At 62.0% G+C, this 24,155-nt stretch carries 17 protein-coding genes; 13 read left to right on the top strand and 4 right to left on the bottom strand.

What is annotated here, in order from left to right; genetic code table 11:
- Positions 1-39: 39 nt before the first annotated feature.
- From C6Y32_RS06455 to C6Y32_RS06425, 7 genes are all read left to right on the top strand, one after another.
- A complete protein-coding gene (locus tag C6Y32_RS06455; protein ID WP_105204529.1) occupies positions 40-1,299 on the top strand; it encodes a Zn-dependent hydrolase in 1,260 nt (419 codons plus the stop codon).
- A complete protein-coding gene (locus C6Y32_RS06450) occupies positions 1,296-2,621 on the top strand; it encodes an amidohydrolase family protein (protein ID WP_105204528.1) in 1,326 nt (441 codons plus the stop codon). The genes C6Y32_RS06455 and C6Y32_RS06450 overlap by 4 nt, the downstream gene beginning before the upstream one ends.
- 16 nt (positions 2,622-2,637) lie before the next feature.
- On the top strand, positions 2,638-3,894 hold the full coding sequence (hutI, locus tag C6Y32_RS06445) for an imidazolonepropionase (RefSeq protein ID WP_207204815.1): 1,257 nt from the start codon (positions 2,638-2,640) through the stop codon (positions 3,892-3,894).
- Positions 3,891-4,499, top strand: a complete 609-nt coding sequence (locus C6Y32_RS06440) for a HutD/Ves family protein (RefSeq protein WP_164998166.1) — start codon at positions 3,891-3,893, stop codon at positions 4,497-4,499. The genes hutI and C6Y32_RS06440 overlap by 4 nt, the downstream gene beginning before the upstream one ends.
- Positions 4,492-6,039, top strand: a complete 1,548-nt coding sequence (hutH, locus tag C6Y32_RS06435) for a histidine ammonia-lyase (protein WP_207204814.1) — start codon at positions 4,492-4,494, stop codon at positions 6,037-6,039. Before C6Y32_RS06440 ends, hutH begins: the two co-directional genes overlap by 8 nt.
- Before the next feature lie 74 nt (positions 6,040-6,113).
- Positions 6,114-8,132 (top strand): urocanate hydratase, encoded by a 2,019-nt coding sequence (locus C6Y32_RS06430; RefSeq protein WP_105204525.1) that lies wholly within the window; start codon positions 6,114-6,116, stop codon positions 8,130-8,132.
- A gap of 100 nt (positions 8,133-8,232) precedes the next feature.
- Positions 8,233-9,717, top strand: coding sequence for an HAL/PAL/TAL family ammonia-lyase (locus C6Y32_RS06425; protein WP_243562587.1), 1,485 nt, complete (start codon positions 8,233-8,235; stop codon positions 9,715-9,717).
- Positions 9,718-9,934: 217 nt separating this feature from the next.
- Here the strand turns inward: C6Y32_RS06425 and C6Y32_RS06420 are convergent, their stop codons facing one another.
- The 3 genes from C6Y32_RS06420 to C6Y32_RS06410 all read right to left on the bottom strand — a co-directional run bounded on the left by C6Y32_RS06420 (position 9,935) and on the right by C6Y32_RS06410 (position 12,920).
- Entirely contained in the window at positions 9,935-10,504 is a 570-nt protein-coding gene (locus C6Y32_RS06420) for an SLOG cluster 4 domain-containing protein (RefSeq protein WP_105204523.1), read from the bottom strand.
- A 22-nt stretch (positions 10,505-10,526) separates the two neighbouring features.
- On the bottom strand, positions 10,527-11,435 hold the full coding sequence (locus C6Y32_RS06415; protein WP_105204522.1) for an EamA family transporter: 909 nt from the start codon (positions 11,433-11,435) through the stop codon (positions 10,527-10,529).
- Between the two features lie 318 nt (positions 11,436-11,753).
- On the bottom strand, positions 11,754-12,920 hold the full coding sequence (locus C6Y32_RS06410; RefSeq protein ID WP_105204521.1) for an FprA family A-type flavoprotein: 1,167 nt from the start codon (positions 12,918-12,920) through the stop codon (positions 11,754-11,756).
- A gap of 347 nt (positions 12,921-13,267) precedes the next feature.
- Between C6Y32_RS06410 and C6Y32_RS06405 the strand changes: the two genes are divergently transcribed.
- The 6 genes from C6Y32_RS06405 to C6Y32_RS06380 all read left to right on the top strand — a co-directional run bounded on the left by C6Y32_RS06405 (position 13,268) and on the right by C6Y32_RS06380 (position 22,624).
- The gene (locus C6Y32_RS06405; protein WP_105204520.1) at positions 13,268-13,978 is read left to right on the top strand and encodes a response regulator transcription factor; all 711 of its coding nucleotides are present in this window, start codon (positions 13,268-13,270) and stop codon (positions 13,976-13,978) included.
- Positions 13,956-15,557 carry a sensor histidine kinase gene (locus C6Y32_RS06400; protein WP_105204519.1) on the top strand — a complete coding sequence of 534 codons (1,602 nt, stop codon included), beginning with the start codon at positions 13,956-13,958 and terminating at the stop codon, positions 15,555-15,557. Before C6Y32_RS06405 ends, C6Y32_RS06400 begins: the two co-directional genes overlap by 23 nt.
- Before the next feature lie 395 nt (positions 15,558-15,952).
- Positions 15,953-17,563, top strand: a complete 1,611-nt coding sequence (locus C6Y32_RS06395) for an HlyD family efflux transporter periplasmic adaptor subunit (RefSeq protein WP_105204518.1) — start codon at positions 15,953-15,955, stop codon at positions 17,561-17,563.
- Between the two features lie 11 nt (positions 17,564-17,574).
- Positions 17,575-18,288, top strand: coding sequence for an ABC transporter ATP-binding protein (locus tag C6Y32_RS06390; protein WP_105204689.1), 714 nt, complete (start codon positions 17,575-17,577; stop codon positions 18,286-18,288).
- Positions 18,275-19,591, top strand: coding sequence for an ABC transporter permease (locus C6Y32_RS06385; RefSeq protein ID WP_105204517.1), 1,317 nt, complete (start codon positions 18,275-18,277; stop codon positions 19,589-19,591). Before C6Y32_RS06390 ends, C6Y32_RS06385 begins: the two co-directional genes overlap by 14 nt.
- A 948-nt stretch (positions 19,592-20,539) precedes the next feature.
- Complete coding sequence (locus C6Y32_RS06380; RefSeq protein ID WP_164998165.1) at positions 20,540-22,624, top strand: PTS sugar transporter subunit IIC/EAL domain-containing protein; 2,085 nt, start codon at positions 20,540-20,542, stop codon at positions 22,622-22,624.
- Between the two features lie 174 nt (positions 22,625-22,798).
- Here the strand turns inward: C6Y32_RS06380 and C6Y32_RS06375 are convergent, their stop codons facing one another.
- Positions 22,799-24,082: an O-acetylhomoserine aminocarboxypropyltransferase/cysteine synthase family protein gene (locus tag C6Y32_RS06375; RefSeq protein ID WP_105204515.1), complete on the bottom strand. Its 1,284-nt coding sequence runs from the start codon at positions 24,080-24,082 to the stop codon at positions 22,799-22,801.
- Positions 24,083-24,155: the final 73 nt, after the last annotated feature.

Genomic DNA, 24,155 nt, shown 5'->3' with positions numbered 1-24,155 from the left:
TTTGTGCTTTTAAACGGGTAGTTTTGGGGGTATGCCGACTTGGCCATAGAAGATATCGACAGCAGCCGTTTAGAAAGAAATTTAGATGCGCTTTGCAAAATTGGTAAAAACCGGGACGGTGGTATAGATCGCCAGCTGGCCACCCCGGCCGACTTGCAGGCCAGAGAGTGGCTGCGCGCCTACTGGGAACAGATGGGCCTGACCGTGCACAGTGACGCCGTGGCCAACTTATATGCGGTGCTGCCGGGGAGAGAGCCGGGGCTGGCACCCATTGCCGTGGGCTCGCACCACGACACGGTGCCAAACGGCGGCAAGTACGACGGGGCCATGGGCGTGCTGCTGGCTACCGAGCTGGCCCAGAGCCTGCAGGACGCGGGGACGGCGCTGCGCCACCCGTTGTGCATCTGTTCGTTTACCGGCGAGGAGCCGAGTGACTACGGGGTATCGACCTTTGGCAGTAAGGTGCTGGCCGGCCGGCTGGGCAGCGCAGACCTGATGCGCCAGCGCCACGCCGTGACCGGCGAGACGCTGGCCGCGGCGGTGGCCCGGCTGGGCGGAGAGCCGGGTGCGGCCGATCAAAACCGGCTGCGGCCGGGCGACTGGGCCTGTTTTATAGAGTGCCACAACGAGCTGGGGCGGGTGCTGTTTGACGAGGGGCTGGCAGTGGGCGTGGTGGACTGCATTACCGGCATTTACCGCGAGACGGTAGAGGTGACCGGGACGCCCAACCACGCCGGCACCACCCAGATGCCCCACCGCCGGGACGCGCTGCTGGCGGCCAGCCTGTTTGCACTGGAATTTGAGGCGCTGCTGCGCGCATATGACGACCCCCAACTGGTGGGGACCATCGGCCACATCGAGGTGTGGCCCAACGCCTCGAACATTATACCGGGGCGGGTGGTGATGGCCCTTGAGATGCGCTGTTGTGACCCGGCGCTGCGGGCCGACGTGCTGCAGAAGATGGAGGCGATGACCCGCCGGGTGGCGGACCAGCGCGGGGTGCATATACACCGCCGGCTGGTGCTGGACCAGGCGGAGACACAGATGTCGCCGCTGGTGCAAAAAGCGCTGCTGGCAGCCAGCGCCCAGTGCGGACAGCCGGAGCGAGTGATGGCGAGCATGGCCGGGCACGACGCGGCCAACATAGCCCGCAGCACCCCGACGGGCATGCTGTTTACCCAGAGCGTGGACGGACTGGGACACTGCCCCCAGGAGTACACGCGTGCAGAGGACATTTACACCGCGGGCCGGGTACTATTGGCGGCGGTGCAGCACTTAGACGAGGAGTTGGACCGATGAAGTTATACGCCCCCCAATACCTGTACCAGGACGGCGCCTTTTTGACCGGGATGGCCGTGTGCACCGAAAAAGACACCGTAAAAGAGGTGGGCCGGCTGGAAGACCTGCAGCAAAAATACCCCCGGGCGGCGGTGTGCGACTGGAAGGACCTGATCTTGCTGCCGGGCACGGTAAATGTGCACAACCACTGCTTTCAGAGCCTGCTGCGGGGCATTTGTGCCGACCGCCCCTTTTTGGAGTGGCGCGACGGCTCGCTTTACAAGTACAGCCCGCGACTGCAAAAGGAGCACATCTACGGCGGGGCGCTGTTTGCCTTTGGCGAGATGATGAAGTGCGGTGTGACCACTGTCTGCGACTTTTTTTACCTGCACAACTTTGGCACCGAGAGCGACGAGATGATCGTGCAGGCGGCTAAAGACCTGGGTATTCGCCTGGTGCTGGCCCGGACCATGTACGACTGGAACGGGGCCCCCAGCGGCTATGTGGAGACCGTAGAGCAGGCGGTGGAGAACACCCGCCTGCTGGCCCGCAAATACAAAGATGACGACATGACCACGGTACTGCCGGCTCCCCACAGCCTGCACGCCGCCACCCCCGAGATGGTACAGGCCGGCCACGCTTTGGCCGCCGAGCTGGGTTGCCGCTACCACATCCACGTGGCGGAAGAGCCGTTTGAGGTGGAGCAGGTACAGGCGGAGTTTGGCGCCACGCCGGTAGAATTTTTGGACCGGCTGGGCGTAGTGGACGAGAGCATGGCCATTGTACACGGGGTGTGGCTAAAAGAGAGCGAGATCGACTTGTTGGGCAGCCGCGGCGCACAGCTGTGCTACTGCCCCTCGAGCAACATGTTTTTGGCCGACGGAGTGACCGACATCGCGCGCATGATGCGCGCCGGGGTCAACATCGGCCTGGGCAGCGACGGGGCTTGCAGCAACAACCGCATCAGCGTGTTTGAGGAGATGCGCATGGCCTCGATCCTGCAGAAGGCGCACACGCTGGACGCGCTCTCGGTCAATTACCAGCAGGCCTTTGACATGGGCACCAAAAACGGCGGGCAGCTATTACAGCTGCCGGTGGGCCAGATAGCGCCCGGGTACAAGGCCGACTTTGTGGGCATACGCAGCCGCGACATGTCGATGCAGCCCATCTCGGACAGCGGCGAGCAGATACTGCCCAACATCGTCTATTCGATGCAGCCCACCGCTATTGCGCGGGTGGTGGTCGACGGGCGGCTGACCGTGGCCGACGGGGTGCTGCAGACGGTGAGCGAAAATGAGATCGTAGACCGGGTGCAGACCATTATGCGCCAGATCGCCGACTAGGAACAGGAGGGGCATTGTGACAAGAGTACTGATCGAGCACGCCAGCCAGATCGCCACCCCGCGGGGCAGGAGCGCCCGCCGGGGCAGCGAGATGCGCCAGATACAGGAGATCGCGGACGGCGCTATCTATATAGAGGACGGCATTATAAAAGAGGTGGGCCCCACCGACCAGGTGACTGCCGCTGTGGGAGACCTGCAGGGCGTAGAGGTGGTGGACGCCGCCGGGCACAGCATCGTGCCGGGCTTTGTGGACTCGCACACCCACTACATATTCGGCGGATACCGGCCAGAGGAGTTTTTGGCCCGGCTGGAGGGGGCCGGCTACCTGGAGATCATGAAGATGGGCGGCGGCATACAGTCGACGGTAAACGCCACCAAGGCCTGCAGCGAGCAGGAGCTCTACCGGTTGGGGCTACAGCGGCTGGATGAGATGCTCGCTCAGGGCGTGACCACTATGGAGGGCAAGAGCGGGTACGGGTTGGACCTGGACTGTGAGCTAAAGCAGCTGCGCGCCATGCAGCAGACCGACCGCGACCACCCGGTGGAGGTAGTGCCCACCTACCTGGGCGGGCACGCGGTGCCGCCGGAATACCGCGGGGACCCCGACGGCTATGTGGACTTTATGATAAAAGAGGTGCTGCCGCAGGTAAAAGAGCTGGGGCTGGCCACTTTTTGCGACGTGTTCTGTGAGGACAGCGTGTTTTCGATCGAGCAGTCGCGCCGGCTGCTGCGCGCTGCGCAGGAGATGGGCTTTGGCTTAAAGATGCACGCCGATGAGATCGTGTCGCTGGGCGGGGCCGAGCTGGCCGCCGAACTGGGCGCGGTGTCGGCCGACCACCTGCTGATGGCATCGGACCCGGGCATTGCCAAGTTGGCCGCCGCGGGCACAGTGGCCACACTGCTGCCCTCTACCGCCTTTTGCCTGGCCCACCCCTATGCCCCCGGGCGCAAGATGATCGACGCCGGCTGTGCGGTGGCGCTGGCCAGCGACTACAACCCCGGCAGCTGCTTTACCAACTCGATACCGCTGATTTTGGCGCTGGCGGGCATCCATATGCACCTGAGCATTGAGGAGGTGCTGACCGGCGCGACCCTAAACGGCGCGGCGGCGGTGGGGCGGGCTGACCGTATCGGCAGCCTGGAACCGGGCAAGCAGGCCGACTTTTTGCTGCTGCGCTACCCGGATTACCGCTTTTTGGTGTACCACTCGGGCGTGAATATCGTGGAGCAGGTCTACAAAAAAGGCCGGCTGGTATACGGTGGCCGACCGTGATACAGCTATACCGCAAAGAGCACTTTACCGCCGCTCACTGGGCGGGCGGCACCACCACCCAGCTGCTGATACTGCCGCCCGACGGCAGCTATGCCGAGCGCACCTTTTGGGTGCGGCTGTCTACCGCCACGGTGGAGCAGGCGCGCAGTACCTTTACCCCGCTGCCCGGCATACAGCGGGAGCTGATGGTGTTGGCGGGCAGTGTGGTGCTGGAGCACCGCGGCCACCACACCGCCGCGCTGAGGCCCTACCAGTCGGACCGGTTTGACGGCGGCTGGGAGACGGTGAGCGAAGGCGTGGCTACCGACCTGAACCTGATGTGCCAAAACGGGGCGACCGGTTCGCTTACCCACCTGCCGCTGACAGCCGGCAGCGAGACCGAGCTGGGCGCCGGGGAACAGCTGGCGCTGTACTGTGCCGCCGGCAGCTGCACCGCGGTATGCCGCGGTGAGCTGATAGAGCTGCGGCCGGGCGATCTGCTGTACACCGACGAGGCATGTCTGCTGCGGGCGGCGGCTGACGCCGATCTGGTGGCGGCCCGTTTTGCACTGCCGGCAGATGCCGGCCAGAAAAGAGTACATAGAGGAGGGGATGCCCATGTGTAAGCACCCGGAAGAGATAAAAGAGATCGAGATAGACGGACACCACCTGAGCATAGAACAGCTGGTAGCGGTGGCCCGTTTTGGGGCCAAGGTGCGCGTGAGCGGCGAGGCGATCGCGCGCATGGAGCGCTCGCGGGAGATGGTGGAGCAGATCATCGACGAGGGGCGGGTGGCCTACGGTGTTTCGACCGGTTTTGGCGAGTTCTCGAAAGTGTCGGTAGACAAAGAGAGCATGGCTCTTTTGCAGAACAACCTGATCGTGTCGCACTGCACGGCGGTGGGTGACCCCTTCCCCGAAGAGGTGGTGCGGGGCATGATGCTGCTGCGGGCCAACGCGCTCTGCGTGGGCAACTCGGGCATCCGCCCGGCGCTGGTATGTACGCTGATCGACATGGTAAACGCCGGCGTGCACCCCATCGTGCCGCAAAAGGGCTCGCTGGGGGCCAGCGGCGATCTGGCCCCGCTGGCCCATATGGTGCTGGTGTTGCTGGGCAAAGGTGAGGCCGTTTACGGCGGCCAGCGCATGGGCGGCGCCGCGGCCATGCAGAGCGCGGGGCTGCCAACCTATACCCTGCTGGCCAAAGAGGGGCTGGCGCTGATAAACGGCACCCAGGCCATGACCGCTGTCGGCGCGCTGAGCTATTACGACACGCTGCGCGCCGCCCAGTTGGCCGACATCACCTGCGCCCTGAGCATGGAGGCGCTGACCGCCTTAAAAAATGCCTTTGACCCCCGCATCCATCAGCTGCGCCCCCACCCCGGCCAGATGCTGGTGGCTAAAAACATCCGCCTGTTGACCGAGGGCAGCGAGATACTGGAAAAGAGCCAGGATCTGCGGGTACAGGACGCCTACGCGATCCGCTGTGTGCCCCAGGTACACGGCGCCATCCGCGGGGCACTGGACCACGTGCGCCAGGTCATTGAGGTAGAGCTCAATGCGGTCACCGACAACCCCATCCTGTTTTTGGAGGACGGGGCGGTGATATCGGGGGGCAACTTCCACGGGGAGCCGCTGGCGCTGGCCATGGACTACCTGGGCATTGCCGCGGCGGAGATCGCCAACATCTCGGAGCGGCGGTTGGAGCGGCTGGTAAACCCCGCGCTGAGCGAGGGGCTGCCCGCCTTTCTCACCCCTCACGGGGGGCTCAACTCGGGCTATATGATCTGCCAATATGCGGCTGCCTCGATGGTCTCGGAAAACAAGGTCCTGGCCCACCCGGCCAGCGTGGACTCGATCCCCTCCTCGGCCAACCAGGAGGACCACGTGAGCATGGGCACCACCGCCGCCAGAAAGAGCGCCGATATCGTGCAGAACACGCTATCGGTGCTGGCCTTTGAGCTGATGGCCGCCGTGCAGGGCGTCGATTTTCGCGACGGCAAGCAGGCGCCGGTGACCGGTCAGATACATGATCTGGTGCGCCGGGAAGTTGCCTTTTTTGACACCGACCGGGAGATACGGCTGGACATTGAGAAGATGAACCAGCTGGTGCGCTCGGAGAAGATACAGAAGCTGGTGTTCAGCGCGCTGCCCGACTTTGCCTGAGACAGCGACACACCCATTTGCGTAACAGACGGGCCTGCGCCCGACACGCGATACAGCCAAAAGGAGGAAAACACATGGACAACAACACTGCCTGCCAGGCCATGACCATCTGTCTGGATGAGGAGCTGCCCGCCTACCCCCAATTTGTAGAGGGTATTCGCCGCGCGCCGCGGCGGGAGAGCGAGCTATCGGACGCCGATGTGGCGCTGGCCCTGAAAAACGCGCTGCGCTACATCCCCGAGGAGCACCACGAGCAGATGGCGGCCGAGTTTTTGCAGGAGCTCAAGGAGCACGGCCGCATTTACGGCTATCGCTTTAGACCCCAAGGGGCTATTCACGGCAAGCCCATCGACGAGTATAAGGGAAACTGCACCGAGGGCAAAGCCTTTCAGGTGATGATCGACAACAACCTGGATTTTGACGTGGCGCTGTACCCCTATGAGCTGGTGACCTACGGCGAGACCGGTCAGGTATGCCAGAACTGGATGCAGTACCGGCTGATCAAGAAGTACCTGGAGGTGCTCACCGACGAGCAGACGCTGGTGCTGGAATCGGGCCACCCGGTGGGGCTGTTTGCCTCGCACAAGTACTCGCCGCGGGTCATCATCACCAACGGGCTGATGGTGGGCCAGTTTGACAATATGGACGACTTTAGCCGCGCCGCGGCGCTGGGTGTAGCCAACTACGGCCAGATGACCGCCGGCGGCTGGATGTATATCGGGCCGCAGGGCATCGTGCACGGCACCTTCAACACCCTGCTCAACGCCGGGCGGCTGAAGCTGGGCATTCCCCAGGAGGGCAACCTGGCCGGGCGGCTGTTCGTGTCGTCGGGGCTGGGCGGCATGAGCGGCGCCCAGGGCAAGGCGGCCTACATCGCCGGGGCCGTGTCGATCATCGCCGAGGTGGACGCCTCGCGCATCCAGACCCGTTTTGAGCAGGGCTGGGTAAACGAGCGCACCGACAGCTTGGCCGAGGCGGTGGCTATTGCCGAGCGCCACCTGGCCGACAAGACCGCCTGCGCGATCGCCTATCATGGCAACATTGTGGACCTGCTCTCGTACCTGCTGGAAAACGGCATCCACGTGGACCTGCTCAGCGACCAGACCTCTTGCCACGCGGCCTACTCGGGCGGGTACTGCCCCCAGGGACTGACCTTTGACGAGCGCACCGAGATGCTCGACCGCGACCCGCACGGGTTTGCCAAGCTGGTGGATGAGAGCCTGACCAAGCACTACCACCTGATCAAGGCGCTGCACGAAAAAGGCACCTATTTCTTTGATTACGGCAACAGCTTTATGAAGGCGGTCTACGATGCCGGCAACAAAGATATCGCCAAAAACGGCGTGAACGAAAAAGACGGGTTCATCTTCCCTTCGTATGTAGAGGATATTTTGGGGCCCCAGCTGTTTGACTACGGCTATGGTCCGTTCCGCTGGGTGTGCCTGAGCGGCGACCCCGCCGACCTGGACAAGACCGACAGGGCGGCCATGGACTGCATCGACCCCGACCGCCGCTACCAAGACCGCGACAACTACATCTGGGTGCGCGACGCCAAGAAAAACAAGCTGGTGGTGGGTACCCAGGCCCGTATTCTGTACCAGGATGCGATTGGCCGCACCAAGATCGCCCTGAAATTTAACGAGATGGTGAGAAACGGCGAGATCGGCCCGGTGATGATGGGCCGCGACCACCACGATACCGGCGGCACCGACTCGCCTTTCCGCGAGACCTCGAACATCAAAGACGGCTCGAACATCATGGCCGACATGGCCACCCAGTGCTTTGCCGGCAACTGCGCCCGCGGCATGAGCCTGGTGGCGCTGCACAACGGCGGCGGTGTCGGTGTGGGTAAGGCGATCAACGGCGGGTTTGGCATGGTGCTCGACGGCAGCGAGCGGGTGGATGCCATTCTGAGCGTAGCTATGCCATGGGATACCATGGTCGGTGTGTCGCGCCGCGCCTGGGCCCGCAACGAGAACTCCATTGAGACCTGTGTGGAGTATAACCGCACCCACAGCGGCAAGGACCACATCACGCTGCCGTTCGTGGCCAGCGACGATCTGATCGCCAAAGTGATCGCGGACGCCCAGTAGCTTTTTTACAGAGACCTGATAGAGGGCAGGCCCGCCGGACGGTGGGCCTGCCCTCTTACCTGTTGGGACCTAAATGGGAGCCTAAAAAGGAGGAGCCATATTGATCTATTTAGACAGAGAGCTGGACCTTGACCAGCTGGTAGATATTGCCCGCCGGGGGCAGGCGGTGGCACTGAGCGACCAGTACCGGGCACGGGTACAGGCCGGACGGGCAGCGGTGCTAAAGATGGTGGAGCAGCGGCGGCCGGTGTACGGGGTGACCACCGGGTTTGGCGTGCTGTGCGACCGGGCGATACCGCCGGCGGACGCCGCTCAGCTGCAGCAAAACATCTTGCGCTCGCACGCCACGGCGGTGGGAGCGCCGCTGACGGCCGAGCAGACCCGGGCAGTGATGGTGCTGATGCTGCAGAACTGCGGCACCGGCCACAGCGGGGTCGGCCTGGAGGTGCTGGAGCAGCTGACGCGGTATTTAAACGAGGAGCTCGTCCCCTGGGCCCCGGCACAGGGGTCGGTGGGGTATTTGAGCGTGGAGGCACATATTGCCCTGACACTGATCGGCGAGGGACAGTTTTGGGGGGCGGACGGCAGGCCCACCGCGGCAGCCACCCAGCTGCAGGCGCGCGGTATAGAGCCGGTGGTGTTGGGGCCCAAGGAGGGGCTTTCGCTGATATCGGGCACCACCAGCCCCTGTGCGCTGGGGTGCCTGGCACTGCACGACATGCTGCTCTGCCTGCAGGCGGCCGACTGTATCGGCGCGCTGTCGCTGGAGGTGTTGGGGGGCACTGACCGGGCTTTTGACCGGCGGCTGATGGAGCTGCGCCGCCACCCCACCCAGTGGGAGAGCGCCCGCCGGGTGCGGGCGGTGCTGCAGGGTTCGGCCCGGGTGGAGGCCGCCCGCCGCACGACCCTGCAGGACGCCATGAGCCTGCGCTGTATTCCCCAGCTGCACGGGGCGGTGGCGGAGACGCTGCTGCACGCCCGGACCGTATTGGAGCGGGAGCTGTGCTCCTGCTGTGACAACCCGGCGGTATTTTGGGAGGAGGATACGGTCATATCGGGGTGCAACCCCGACTCCTCTTTTGTGGGGCTCTGCATGGACAGCGCCTGCACCGCGGCGGTGATGCTGGCCAAGATGTCGGAGCGGCGCACCGACCGGCTGCTCTCTGGTAAGGGGGGACTGCCGCCGTTTCTCACCGCTGCGGCCGGCCTGTGCTCGGGCTTTATGGGGCTGCAGTACACCCAGGCGGGGCTGTTGGGCGACATGCGCCAGCAGTGCCACCCGGCCAGCGTCGACTCGGTCCCCACCTGTGGCGGACAGGAGGACTATGTGGCTATGGGCTACAACAGCGCCAAGCGCAGCCTGGACATTGCCCAAAAGCTGGCCTGGGTGCTGGCCACCGAGCTGCTGTGTGTGCTCCAGGCCAACTATTTAAAGGGGGATGACCTGCCCAGCGCCCCCTACCTGACCAAGTTGCGGGAGGCCTTGAGCGGCGCAGTACCGGGTTTTGATGGTGACGAGCTGTTTGCCCCCTATGTACAGCTGCTGGCCGACTTTATTTTAGCGGGAAAGATGCCGGCGGTGTGACCGGCGGACATGCCGCTACCTGCAAGAGGGCCTCTGCACCGGCATACGGTGCAGAGGCCCTCTATTTTTTAAAATACTGTGTGACAACTGGCGGAGACGCCCAGGCCCGATCGGCTGCCGGCAACGGATGTGTAAAAACAGCCGTAGCGGCAGGGGTCGGGGGCACTGTGGGTGTGTTCGCTTTTTTGGCGTATTTGCCCGGCGGGCGGATAAGCGGCTACTGAATGGGGCGGTGACCGATGCCCAGATGGGGAGCCGCGTAGTGCTCCAGGTGCTCGGACAGCACGGCCAGCATCTCTTCGGCGCTCTGCACGCCGTACACCCGATCGTCGGGCAGCGGGCAGCGCACCCGGTCGTCGAGCCTGGTGTCGGCCAATCTGCTGCTCCATCCCTCGGCATTTTTGTAGGCGATGAGCAGGCGGCCAAAGCTCCAGGCGTAGGCCATCTCGCTGAGCGTGCCGGCGCCGCCGCCCACGGCGATGACCGCGTCGGCGTTGATGACCACCGCGTTGCGCATCACGTCGAGACCGGTGGGCACCACGATATCGGCGTAGGCGTTGGCGCTGGTGCGGTCGAAGGAGGGCAGGATGGCCAGCGTATCCCCCTCACGGTAATTTTTTGAGGCGTGGGCGCCGGCGAAGGCGGCCTCCATAACGCCGGTGAGCCCGCCCGACTGCACCCGGTAGCCGGCGTCGACCAGCGCCTTGCCGGCGGCAAAGGCCAGCTGGTAGTTCTGGTGCTCCGGCGGGAGACCGGCGTTGCCGATGATGGCGATACTTTTTCTCATGCTTTGTACCTTTCCTTTCTCGTTACAGATTGATGAGCACGACGCCCGCGAACGCCAGCAGCGAACACAGCGCCTGGCGCCGGGTGATCTTCTCTTTGAACACGAAACGGCCCACCAGCACCGTGAGGAACAGTACCCCCACCGAGATGCTGGAAAACACCACCGCTGCCGGCAGACGTTCCAGAGCGCGCATCTGCACGGTGGTGGTGAGCACATTGGGCAGACCTACAGCGACACCGGCCAGGATATCGCGCAGGCGGATGCCGCGGCGGATAGTCTTCTTTTTGAGCTGTAGGGCGACATATACGGTACAGTAGACGGCCGCCGAGCCGAATATGGTGAAGACCATCAGGTCTTTATAGCGCTCGATGCCGTACTGCACGAACAGTTTGCTGAACATCTCGATGGTGCTGTTGATAAGGGCCAGACCAAACAGCACCCCGACGCTCTGGATCTCTTTGGCGCCGCGGCGGCCGGACATGAGCAGCAGCCCCACCACGGCGATGGCAAAGCCCACGGCACCCAGGCCCTGTGGGAACTCGCGCCACAGGAGCAGCGTGAACACCGCGGTAAAGGCAAAGGAGAACTTGCCGAATATGGTGGTGATACTGAGCCCGTTTTTGGCGATGCTCACCCGGATGAGCAGCAGACTGGCCAGGTAGCATATGCCGGAGACGGCGCCCAGCACCGTGAGCAGCAGCAGCGTGTTGGGCACTGTTTTTTGGGTGAGCAGCGTCGAGGGCGTGCACTGGGCCATTTTTCCCCACTGCTGGGCCAACCCGCCCTGAAAGGCGCGCACCAGGGAAAAAGAGGCGGCAAAGAGGTAGTTGACCCAGGTGACGTAATCGCCTTCACAGTCTTTCTTCTCGATAAACTTGAATACCATCGAGACCATGCCAGACAAGAGAATGGCCCAGAGCAGATAGATCATGTATGTGTGACCCCCGTATGTAAAAGATCGGCCCGGTCCCAGACGCCGGGACGGCAGCCGCGCGGTAAAGGCGGCCACCTCTACGATTATAAGAAACTGCGCGCCAAAATAACAGAGAAAAACTCCACACCTTTTGTCGGCCGTACTTTGTCAGGTATACCAGTCGCTGCGTTTTTTCGGTCATTATATCTCTATCACCGGCAGCTATCCGATACCGGCGAGCGGAGGTATGGGGCCGGTCTCTCCTGCCCTGGTATGGCGGCAGCGCGCATAAACATGAAAAAGAGCCGCCGGGATGCCCGGACGGCTCTTTTCGCTTTATTTTTGCAGCAGTTCGTCGGCCAGCGCCTCCATAGCGGGGAGGTCGGTCTCTTTCATAGCCGAGCGGATGCTGACCATCTGCTCGCACAGATCGATGTTTTTCATCTCGTCCAGCAGCGCTTTCATACATTTACCGGCCGAGGGGGCCCAGGAGCCGTTCTCCATCAGAGCCACGGCGCGATTTTGATAGGTCTTGGCCTTGAGGTGGTGGAGGAAAGCCTCCATGCTGGGGAAGAGGCCGGCGTCGTAGGAGGCGGCGGCCAGCAACATCTTGCTGTAGCGGAAAGCGTCCTCCACCGCCTCGGACACGTCGGTGCGGTTGAGATCGCACAGCACCACCTCAGCGCCTTTTTGACGCAGGATCTCGGCCATCTTTTCAGCGGCTTTAGCGGTGTGACCGTGGATGGAGGCATGGGCCAGCAGGACGCCTTCATCTTCGGGCTGGTAGCGGCTCCAGGTGTCGTACAGGCCGATGTAGTAGCCCAGGTTTTCGCGCAGCACCGGGCCGTGCAGCGGGCAGATGATCTCTATATCCAGCGCGGCGGCTTTTTTGAGCAGCTGCTGGACGGGGCCGCCGTATTTGCCCACGATGTTAAAGTAGTAGCGGCGCGCCTCACAGGCCCAGTCCTCCTGGGTGTCGAGCGTGCCGAACTTGCCGAAACCATCGGCGGAGAACAGCACCTTTTCGGACTGTTCATAGGTGACCATCACCTCGGGCCAGTGGACCATGGGAGCCATGAAAAACTGCAGCGTGTGCGCGCCCAGAGAGAGCGTGTCCCCCTCCCCCACCAGCACCTTGCGGCTGTCGGGCAGATCGAGGGTGAAGAACTGGCCGATCATGGTGAAGGTCTTGGCGTTGCCCACCACCTGCAAGTTGGGGTACATCTCGCACAGGCGCTGGATGTTGCCGGCGTGGTCGGGCTCCATATGGGAGACGACCAGGTAATCGGGCTGGCGGCCGGCCAGTGTCTGCTCGAGGTTTTTGAGCCACTGCTCGGTGCCGCGGGGATCTACGGTATCGAGAATGGCGAGCTTTTGGTCGAGGATGGCGTAAGAGTTGTACGATACCCCGTTGGGGACCGGGTACTGGCTCTCGAACAGGTCGATCGTCTTGTCGTCTACGCCGATGTAGCGGATAGTGCTGGTGACGGTGGGTGCGGACATGGCAAAATCCCTCCTATATAAAAGCAAAAACGTGAAGCGGACCGGGGCGAGTGCCGGGGCCGCGCGGTGTGGCAGATGCGCTGGGGCTCCGGGCCCCGCGGGACAGAGCAGGCGCTGCCGCTGGCTTGTCCGCTCCTATTTTACCAGACCGGTGCGGCGGGCGCAAGACGGCTCGCTGCTGCCGGTGACAAAATCTGCGCCTTACCGGAACATAAAATGGGCCGATCCTTTAGAAATCTTCAGGTTCTTTTTAAGGAAAAATAAAGGTATGGCCGGTAAAATATCTGTATAATGGGTATTAGAGAGATCGCTTGTGCCGGGCGACCGGCAGGTGAGGGGGGATTTTTGTGCAGCGGACCATACTGGTGGCGGAGGACGACGCCGACATCGTAGAGCTGATAAAACTGTATTTGGAGAGTGAGGGCTACCGGGTACTGACTGCCGGCGGCGGCGACGAGGCGCTAAAGATCGTGGAGCGCCAGCACATCGACTTGGCGGTGCTGGATATTATGATGCCCGGACTGAACGGTTTTCAACTGACCCGGGCCATACGGCAGCGCTATGACCTGCCCATTATCATATTGTCGGCCAAAAATGCCGACAGCGACAAAATACTGGGGCTGGAGCTGGGCGCCGACGACTACCTGACCAAGCCGTTTAACCCGCTGGAGATCATTGCCCGGGTAAAGGCCAACCTGCGCCGCTCTTACCAACTGAACCAGCACCGCCGCGGGGAGGATGACCGGCGGCAAGTACAGGTGGGACAGCTGGTTTTAGACACCCACGCGCTGACGGTAAAAAAAGACGGGCGGGAAATTGCCCTTACGCCTACCGAATACAAGATACTGGCCCACCTGATGGGGGCGCCGGGCCGCATTTTTACCAAAGTGCAGCTGTACGAGGCGGTGTGCGGCAGCTACTTTGAGGGGGATGAGAACACCATGATGGTGCACATCTCAAAGTTGCGGGACAAGCTGGAGGACGACCCCAAGGAGCCCCGCTACATCAAGACCGTAAGGGGGTTGGGGTACAAAATTGAGAGACCACAAAAAGATTAGAGGCAGCTTTTTTTCGCTGCTGCTGCGCAATTATCTGGGCTTTACTTTGGCGATCGCGGTGGCGGCGGGGCTGATCTTCACCTTGGCCAACATGGACTTTAACCAGCGGATGCAGGGCCTTGACGGGACCGATATGCAAAAGTACCTGCCGGCCCTACAGGCCGGCAGGTACACCCGCTTTCCCACCCGGCGGCTGCTGGGGCGCAAGGGATATATACAGGTGGTGGACAGCGCAGGACGGACCGTTTACAAGACCACCGGCGCCCCGGACAACCCCTTTACCCCCCAGCAGATCGCCTGCGTGCCCGCCTACCAGAAAAACACCTACATCGCTGTGACCGAGCAGGAGGCGGTGGACGGACAGAGCTACATTATGGTGACCCGCAACTCGCTTTATGAGGCAAACTATGCGGCCCAGGAGGTAGCGCTTTTTGACGACTGGCACAACCTGGTCTACGGCCAGCTGCCCGGCGGTGCGGTGTGGCTGGACGAGACCTCGTTTGCGCTGTTTACCCAGACGGGCCCCAGCGAACACACGCTGTGGCGGTACCCCTTTACCGGCAGCGACGGGCGGCACTACGACCTGCTCATGTATGCAGCCTACTTCGACGAGGCCGAGTACGAATATTTGACGGCTATATGGTGGCGGGATATCAGCAGCTTTTTGGTGGTGTATGTGCTGGTGATCCTGGTGCTGGTATTTTGGCTGGACCGCAAGGTGAACAAGCCCCTGGGGATGTTGGGCCGGGCCATGGACCAGCTGGCGGCCGGGCACACCGGGGAGCCGCTGCAGTACCGGGGGCCGCGGGAGTTTGAACAGATCTGCCAGGACTTTAACAGCCTGCAGGCGCGGCTGCAGGAGAGCGAGCGACAGCGGGCACAGCTGGAGGGGGAAAAACAGAAGATGCTGGCCGACATCTCTCACGACCTGAAGACCCCTATTACGGTGATACAGGGGTATGCCAAGGCCATAAGCGACGGGCTCATCCCCGCCGAGAAGAGAGACCAGTACCTGCGGACCATCTACCAGAAATCAGATGCGCTGGCCGGGCTGATCGCCACTTTTTACGAGTACTCGAAACTGGACCACCCAGACTTTGCGCCCCAGCTGCGGCGGCAGGACCTGTGTGAGTTGGTGCGGGAGTACTTGGCGGGCAAGTACACCGAGATAGAGCTGGCGGGCTTTGCGCTGGAGGTAGAGCTGCCCGAGACGCCGCTGTACTGCATGCTGGACGCCGCGGCCATTGGGCGGGTGTTTGACAACATCGTGGGCAACGCGCTGCGCCACAACCCCGCCGGCACGGCCATTACCTTTTTGCTGCGGCAGGCAGGCACGGGCGCTGAGCTGATGATCGCCGACAACGGAGTGGGTATTCCGCCGGAGATCGCCGCCGACATCTTTGCGCCTTTTGTGGTGGGCGACGAGTCGCGCAACAGCCGTCAGGGATCAGGGCTGGGGCTGTCGATTGCCAAAAAGATCGCGGTGGCTCACGGTGGAGATATCGCCCTGATCTATCCGCCGCAGGCGGGCTTTTCGACCCAATTTGTAATGACTTTACCGCTGGCTAAACACTTGTAGACCCGGCGGGACCACACAAAAAGAGCGGAGACAGGAAAGTTTTCCTGTCTCCGCTCTTTTTTGTCTTACCATGCCGATCGCAGGGGCTGCCGGCCACACCACATATTGGCGGTATACCGCGCGGGCAGCGATTTGGGCAGTGATTTGAGCAGCAATCTAAAATCATAAAGCAAGGAGAATGCTGCAGACAGCAGCCCGATGGCGGGCCGCTTTTGAAAACTGGAAAGACGGGCATAAGGCGCTGCCCGTATAGAGACAACCATCGCGGGCGGCGGCTCTAAACTAGAGGCGGCTACCTTTTTCTTTACAAATCTTAATGTTTTGTAAAGGGTGGCTAAAGGTTGGGGCGGTATGGTAGGGACAGGTAAAAACTGTGCGTGAAAAGGAGCAGACAGATGGAAAAAGGAGCATTTTTGACCTTTGTGCGGCAGCACAAAAAAACGGTGGCTTTGAGCTTAGCGGGTGTGGCGGCCGTTGGTGGAACTTTGGGGATCTGGGCGGCACTGCACCGGGGCGGCGACGAGTCGGCAGGTACCGAATACGCCCGCAACGTAGTACTGAGTAAGGGAGAACTGAACCAGTCGGTGCTGGTGAGCGGCACTGTGGAGAGCGCCCAGGTATCTTCGGTGACGACGACTTTGCCCTATAAGGTGAAGAGCGTCAACGTAAAGGTGGGCGACATGGTAAAAAAGGGGGACATCATCTGCGTTTTAGACGACGGCGAGCTGCGCCGAGAGCTGGCGGACAAGCAAAAAGCCGCCGGCGGAGAGGTAAAGACGCTGCAGGAGAGCCGAGATAAGGCCTACCGGCAGCTGGCGGCGGCGAGGACGGCAAGAGGCACCGAGCAGGCGGCCCAGGATCAGTTGGTGGAGAATGCCCGCCAGGTGCTGGCCGGCGCCGAGACCGAAGTACAGCGCACGGCGCCTATCTACACGGCGGCCCAAAATGCCTATGACACGATGGCTGCTGCCGTGGCGCCGGCTCAGATAGCATACGACCAGGCCGCCGCCGAGCGACAGCGCGCTTACGGCGCCTGGGTGCAGTCTGGCGGCGGGACCGGCACTGCGCCGCACCAACACTACCAGCAGATGCTGCAGCAGGAGCAGCAGTGCGCCCAGGCGCTGGAGGACGCCAAAACTCTATACGATTACGAGCGCTATGCGCAGGCGCTACAGGCCGCCAAGGCCCCTTATGACCAGGCGGCGGCCAGCCGCCAGCAGGCGCAGGAGGCCTATGACCAGGCATTGGCCACGCGCACCCGCACCTTGGGCGAGCAGGATGCCGGTATCGCCGAGCTGGAGGCAGCAGCAGGCACCGCCACCAGCCAGCTCGAGTCATCAGCGGCCGGCAAAGAGCTGGAGGAGTTGCAAAAGAAGTTGGAGGAGACCACTCTGCGGGCCGAGACCGACGGCAAGGTGACCGTCTTGGCGGTGAACGTGGGCAGCGTGTGCAAAGGCGATGTGGCCACCATACAGTCGACCGACCAGCTGATCGTATCGGTAAAGATACCGGAGTACGACATCGCCAAGGTAACAGTAGGTATGCCGGTAAACATAACCAGCGACGCGGCCAAACAGCCGGTAAAAGGCACGCTTTCGCGCATATCGCCGACGGCGGGCACGGCCGGTGGCAACAGCGGTGAGGGAACAAACAGCGGCAGCGGTGGTGACAGCGGCTTTTCGGCCGATATTACTGTGCATGACCCCAAGGGGCTATTTATTGGCAGCAAAGCCAAGGCAGAGATCGTCGTATCGCAGAAAAAAGATGTATTTACCGTGCCACTGGACGCGCTGAAGACCGGCAAAGACGGCGGCGACTGCGTACTGCTGCTGCAGCCGGACGGCAAGTATAAAGAGGTACCGGTAACGGTGGGGGCACAAAACGACTTTGACGCCGAGGTATCGGGGCCGGACATCACCGAAGGGGCCCATGTGCTGGCCAATGCCAGCTGGGAGGAGCTGGCCGGGCAGGCGGCCGGAGACCTGGAAAAAGAGGAGATGCTGTGATGGCGCCCGGTATGAGCGGGCCGCTGATCCAGCTGCGGGACGTGGTGAAGACCTATAACCGGGGGCGGGAAAACGAGCTGGAGATCTTACACGGCATCGATTTGCAGGTGTGGCCGGGTGAATTTGTAGCGGTGGTGGGCGAGTCGGGTTCGGGCAAGACGACGCTGATGAACATTATTGGCGTGCTGGATACCCCCACCAGTGGCAATTACCTGTTGGAGGGTACCGATGTACAGGCCACCAGCCGCGACGAAATGAGTGCGGTGCGCAACCAGAAGATCGGGTTCGTGTTTCAAAACTTTAACCTCATTGGCCGCACGACTGCCCAAAAAAATGTGGAGCTGCCCATGGTATATGCGGGAATAGACAAAAAGCAGCGCGCCGCCCGCGCCCGCGCGCTGCTGCAGATGGTGGGCATGGACGACCGGCGCGACCACGAGCCCAATGCGCTATCGGGCGGGCAAAAACAGCGGGTGGCGATCGCCCGCAGCTTGGCCAACGACCCGGCCATTTTGCTGTGCGATGAGCCCACCGGTGCGCTGGACAGCAAGACCAGCCGCAGCGTGATGGATATTTTTCACGCGCTGCACCGGGAGCAGCACAAGACGATCCTGCTCATCACCCACAGCCGCACGCTGGCCAGCGAGTGCCCGCGGGTGGTGACGGTAAAGGATGGGCAGATCGTATCGGACAAGAGAGGGGGGCACGGCTATGCCTTTGGGTGAGAACATACAGCTGGCACTGGCCAGCCTGCGCGCGGGCAAGATGCGGGCCCTGCTGACGATGCTGGGCATCATCATCGGTATTGGGGCGGTGATCACCATTGTCACCATCGGCGATTCGATGGCGGCGTCGATCCGCGCTGAGATGGCCAGCTTTGGCGCCCGCAATGTGACGGTGGAGGTGCGCCAGAAAGACGAACCCGGCTATTTTGACAGCGCTGACGCCGAAGTTTTGGGCGGCGATGGCGGTGACGGAGAGACATTTGAATACCGAGAGCCCGCCGAGAGCGACCTGATCACCCCCCAGATGCTGGCCGAATACCGCCGGGTGTTTGCCGGCCAACTGGCCGCGGCGGCCGCGCGCGATGAACTGGGCAGTGTGAGCGTGCAAAACGGGCGCCACAAGGCCGGCGCCACGCTGGTGGGGTGCAACGCCGACCAGGCCAAGGTGGCCGGGCTAGCGCTGCAGGCAGGGCGCTTTATAACCGATGGTGACGGCGAGGACGGCCGGGCGGTGGCGGCGGTGAGCGACCTGTTTATACAGCAGTACTTCGGCGGGCGGCTGACTGCCGACGAGACGCTGGGAGAGAGCTTTAGCGCCGAGGTGGAGGGGCGCACCCTGCACCTGTACATTGTGGGGGTGTACCGCTACCAGCCGCCGGATGGGGCCGCACCACAGCCCCACGACGGCACCACAAATACCGAAGTATACCTGCCCATCCACACCGGCAAAAAGCTGTTACAGCGGCCGGTAGGCTACCGCAGCTTAACGCTGCAATCGCAAAACCAGGCTGACAGCCGGCTGTTTTTACAGCGCACCCAGACCTTTTTTATGAGCTACTATACCCGCAACCCATACTTTACCGCCAAAGCCAGCAGCATGGAGAGCATGATGAACTCGATGGACAAGATGACCCAAAATGTAAAACTGGGCATTAGTGCTATTGCCGCCATCTCACTTTTGGTAGGGGGCATTGGAGTGATGAATATCATGATGGTATCGGTGACCGAGCGCACCCGCGAGATCGGCGTGCGCATGGCGCTGGGTGCCCGCGGCCGGACCATTTTGTGGCAGTTTATCGTAGAGGCGGTGATCATCTGTCTGATCGGGGGAATGATCGGCGCGGCGGTGGGCATTGGCCTGGGCAGTGCCGGGGCCACCATGATGGGCTACCCGGCCCGGCCGTCGCTGGCAGCTATGGCGGTGGCGGTGGTATTTTCGATGGCGATCGGCATCTTTTTTGGCTACTATCCAGCCAAAAAGGCCGCCCGCATGGACCCTATCGACGCGTTGCGCTACGAGTAGAACTGCCCGCTTGTAGGGGTGATCAGCACTCTGCACGACATAAAAAAGAGCACTGCCAAAAGGCAGTGCTCTTTTTATACCGACAGGGGCGGTGCGCGGGCAGGATAACGGCCGGACAGCAGCGGTGAATGCAGCCGGACAAGCGGCCGTTTTATGCCGCCAAATAGACATTTGCCGGTGATCATAACGGGCAGCGATGGGCAGGCAGCTGCCTGTCGGCCACTGATAAGCCCCTTTTTTAGTGATGGCGGCGATTTTTTACCGCGACCGCCTTTTGGCAACTGGTGACAGTGCGGCGCCTGGGTAAGCATGGAGGAGCACCGGGGATATGGGGATATCTGCACGGTGAGAGACGGCGCACTTGACGATAGCTGCCGCAGAGATACCTTGACGGCGGTGGAAAAGATACCACTATCGCCTTTAAAACAGCGCGGTACCGAAGTTTTAGAAAAATGTGTAGGGGGCCGGGAAAAGCAGGCGGTTACAGGTAAAAAGGCGGCTGTACCCACTGCGGCGGAGCGCTGGACGAGCCACGGACGGAGGGTAAAAAAGAGCGACCGATGCGGCCGGTATTTTGGGCGGCAGTTTGCTCTCTGGGCGGGCCGCGCAGGTATTCGTACCGGGAGCGCTGCGGTCTAAAGCACAGCTGCCTGGATAGGAGTCCGCGGGCACATAGAGGAACCCACCAAAGGAGAAACACCTGCGGGAGCGGCCGTCACTGCCGGCGGTGATAAAGGCCGAGACGGCTGTGATCTGACCCATGTTGTCGCATCACGGCCTGCCGCCCACCGGCATATTTTTTGGAGATGAGGGCCAAAAAAACACTGTTTTGGCATTAAAAAGCAGCAACTTTCCGATATTTGGTAAAAACATGGTTCGACTTTTACCGGTCACATCTGGTATACTGTAGGATAGGTATCTATTTTATTGAGGATGGGAGGGCTGGTCATGTACGAAAAGTTGCTGCTTTTCATATATAAAATGGAGCGCAACCCGGTGTTCTCGTCCATCAAAAAGGGATTTTTGCTCATTACCCCGGCGGTGCTGGCTGGATCGGTGGCGCTGCTCATCAACAGCTTTCCCATCCCCGCCCTGCAGAGTTGGCTGCACAGCTTTGCCGGTGGGGTGTTGTCGCAGCTGCTGGACCTCATCTTTGACGCCACCATCGGTTTTTTATCGGTGTATCTGGTGCTGGCCATCAGCTATTACTACTGCGCCGAGGTGGCGCCGTCGCCCAGCGGCATCCAGGTGCCGGCCATGGTGACGGCGCTGGCCTGTTTTGTGGCCACCTTTGGCGATACGCTGGACATCGACTGCTTTGGCACCATCGGCGTTTTCACCGCTATGTTATGCGCGGTGCTGGCCACCCGGCTATTTTTGTTTTTGACCGGCGTACGGCGGGGCAAGCCGATGCCGGCGGGGCGGTCTACTGCGGCGTACTTTACCAGCGTGCGGGCCATACTGCCCACCTTTGTGTGCGTGCTGGTGTTTGGCTGTGGGCATTTGCTGCTGTACTGGCTGGGCGGCGTGGGCAACTTGAACCAGCTGATCTCACAGGCGCTGGTATCACTGTTTGGCGGCACCCACACCAACCTGGGGGCGGGACTGTCGTTTACGGCGGTGCAAAATGGCCTGTGGGTGCTGGGCGTGCACGGCGGCAATGCGCTGGACCAGGTGGCCAAAACGCTGCTGGTGCAGGGCGATGGGGCGATCATCACCAAATCGTTTTTAGACACCTTTGCCAGCATCGGCGGCAGCGGCTCGGCACTGTGCCTGGTGTTGGCGCTGCTGCTGGGATCGCGCCAGCAGCGGCACCGGGACCTGGTGCGCTCCTCGCTGGGGCTGTCGCTGTTTAACATCAACGAGATCCTGGTGTTTGGTCTGCCGGTGGTGCTCAACCCCATATTGGCGCTGCCGTTCGTTTTGACTCCGCTGGTATCGACACTGATGGCCTACGGGGCGGTGGCGCTGGGACTGGTGCCGATGGCAGTGAGCGAGGTGGGCTGGACCACACCGGTATTTTTTAGCGGATACCTGGCGACCGGCTCGTGGACCGGCGCTGTACTACAGCTGGCTATTTTGGTGGTGGGCACGCTGCTGTACCTGCCGTTTGTGCACCTGGCGGTGCAGCTGCAGCGCCACCGGGCGGGCTTTATGGCCAAAGACCTGACCGAGCGCTTTCGCCGCGACGAACAGCGCCACCTGCGACCGGATTATTTGGAGCGCGCCGACGAGACTGGGGCGGCGGCCAAAGCTATGGCCGCCCAGCTGCAGCTGGACGTGCAAAACGGGCAGGTACCGGTGTTTTACCAGCCCCAGCTCGATGCAAAAGAGCGGGTGGTGGGAGCCGAGGCGCTGCTGCGCTGGCAGTATGCCGGGCAGCTCATCTACCCGCCACTGGCTATTGCGCTGGCCCAGCAGGTGGGCTGTTTTGACGCGCTGACGCGGTTGATCTTACACCGGGTATGCCGGGATATTGGCGAGCTGCGGGCGCAGATGGGGCCGGCGTTTACGATCTCGGTAAACATTACCGCTGCCCAGCTGGACGACACCAGCTTTACCGAGCAGATCATCTCGGGGGCGGCCAGCTACGGGGTGAACCACCAGCTGGTGTTGGAGGTGACCGAGGAGAGCGCGCTGGGGGACTTTGTCCAGATCGCCCCCAACATTGAACTGTTGCGGCAAAACGGCATTCGCATGGCCATTGACGATTTTGGCATGGGACAGACCTCGCTGGAGTATCTGCGGGAAAACCTGTTCGCCTATGTAAAACTCGACGGCAGTTTGGTGCAGCAGGTACTGCACAATCCCCGCTGCCGGGATATCGTGGGATCGATCGTGGAGCTGGGGCGGGCGCTGGATTTTGGCGTGACTGCCGAGATGGTAGAGACTGAGGAGACCCGCCAGGTGCTTTTGGAACTGGGCTGCCAGTACTATCAGGGGTACCTGTACAGCCCGGCGCTGCCCTACAGCGACTTTGTGGATTACTGCCGTGAACAGGCGGAGCGGGTTGCCGTTTCTCCCCGGCAGTAGCGTGCGCTTACCGGTATCCAGTATATAGAAGAAAGAAGAGGACCGACTGCTTATTAAAGCAGCCGGTCCTCTTTTTATTGGGCAACTGGCCGGTCCGCGGCCGGGATACTGTTTGCTGTATGGTGGCGCTGTGTGCTGGTGCTGGTGCTAGAGTTGGAGCTGACGCCGTGGCGGCTACAGCTCGGCCAGGGACTGGCTGATATCGGCCAGCAGATCGTCGATGTGCTCGGTGCCCACCGACAGCCGCACTGTGCCGGGCGTTATGCCGCACCCAAGCAGCTCCTCCCCGGTCATCTGGGCGTGGGTGGTGGAGGCGGGATGGATAATGAGCGACTTGACATCGGCCACGTTGGCCAGCAGTGAAAACAGCTGCAGATGGTCGATGAAGCGCTTGGCGGCTGTTTCACCGCCGGCCAGCTCGACGGTAAAGATGGAACCGGTGCCGCGGGGAAAGTCGCGCTGGGCCAGCGGGAAATAGGGGCTGCTGGGCAGAGAGGGATAATTTACCCGGGCGATCTCGGGGCGGCGCTGCAAGAATTGCGCCACCCGGGTAGCATTTTGCACATGCCGCTCTACCCGCAGCGAGAGCGTCTCGAGCCCCTGCAGAAATAAAAAGGCATGGAAGGGAGAGAGCGTGGCGCCGGTATCGCGCAGCAGCACCGCCCGCAACCGGGCAATATAGGCAGCCGGGCCGGCGGCTTTGGCAAAGCAGACCCCGTGATAGCTGGGATCGGGCTGGGTGAGCGCGGGAAAGCGACCGGATGCGCTCCAGTCGAACTTGCCGCTGTCGACGATGACTCCGCCGATGGCGGTGCCGTGGCCGCCGATAAATTTGGTGGCCGAGTGGACGACAATATCGGCCCCGTGCTCGATAGGGCGAAACAGGTACGGGGTGGCAAAGGTGTTGTCGACCACCAGCGGGATACCGTGGCGATGGGCGATGGCCGCCACTGCGCGGATATCGATGAGGCTGCAGTTGGGGTTGCCCAAGCTCTCGAGAAATACCGCTTTGGTGCGGGGGGTAATGGCCCGCTCGAAATTTTCGGGCAGGTGGGGGTCGACGAAAGTGGTGGTGATGCCGTAGGCCGGCAGCGTGTGGGCCAACAGGTTGTAACTGCCGCCGTAGAGGGTGTTGGCGGCCACGATATGGTCGCCGCAGGCCGCCAGGCCCTGCAGTGCGTAGGTGACCGCTGCCGCGCCGGAGGACAGCGCCAGCGCCCCTGCTCCCTGCTCGAGTGCAGCCATACGGCGCTCAAAGACCTCTTGGGTGGGGCCGGTAAGACGGCCGTAGATGTTGCCCGGCTCGGACAGGTCAAAGCGGGCGGCCGCCTGCCGACAATTTTCGAACACGAAGGAGGCGCTCTGATAGATGGGCACAGCGCGGGCGCCGGTGGCCGGGTCGGGATGTTCCTGACCGGCATGTAGCTGTATCGTCTCGAAGTGATAGGTGTCGTTCACGGTGTATTCCTCATTTCTGCAGTTGGCCGGACGGGGATGACCGGCAATGTATGGGGCGAATAAGTCGCTGCCG

Origin of the sequence: Neobittarella massiliensis (ex Bilen et al. 2018) (assembly GCF_900289145.1) — a bacterium.
In the GTDB taxonomy this organism is placed as follows: domain Bacteria; phylum Bacillota; class Clostridia; order Oscillospirales; family Ruminococcaceae; genus Neobittarella; species Neobittarella massiliensis.
Note: the sequence above shows the minus strand (reverse complement) of the source record. Positions and strands in the feature narration are given on the sequence as shown.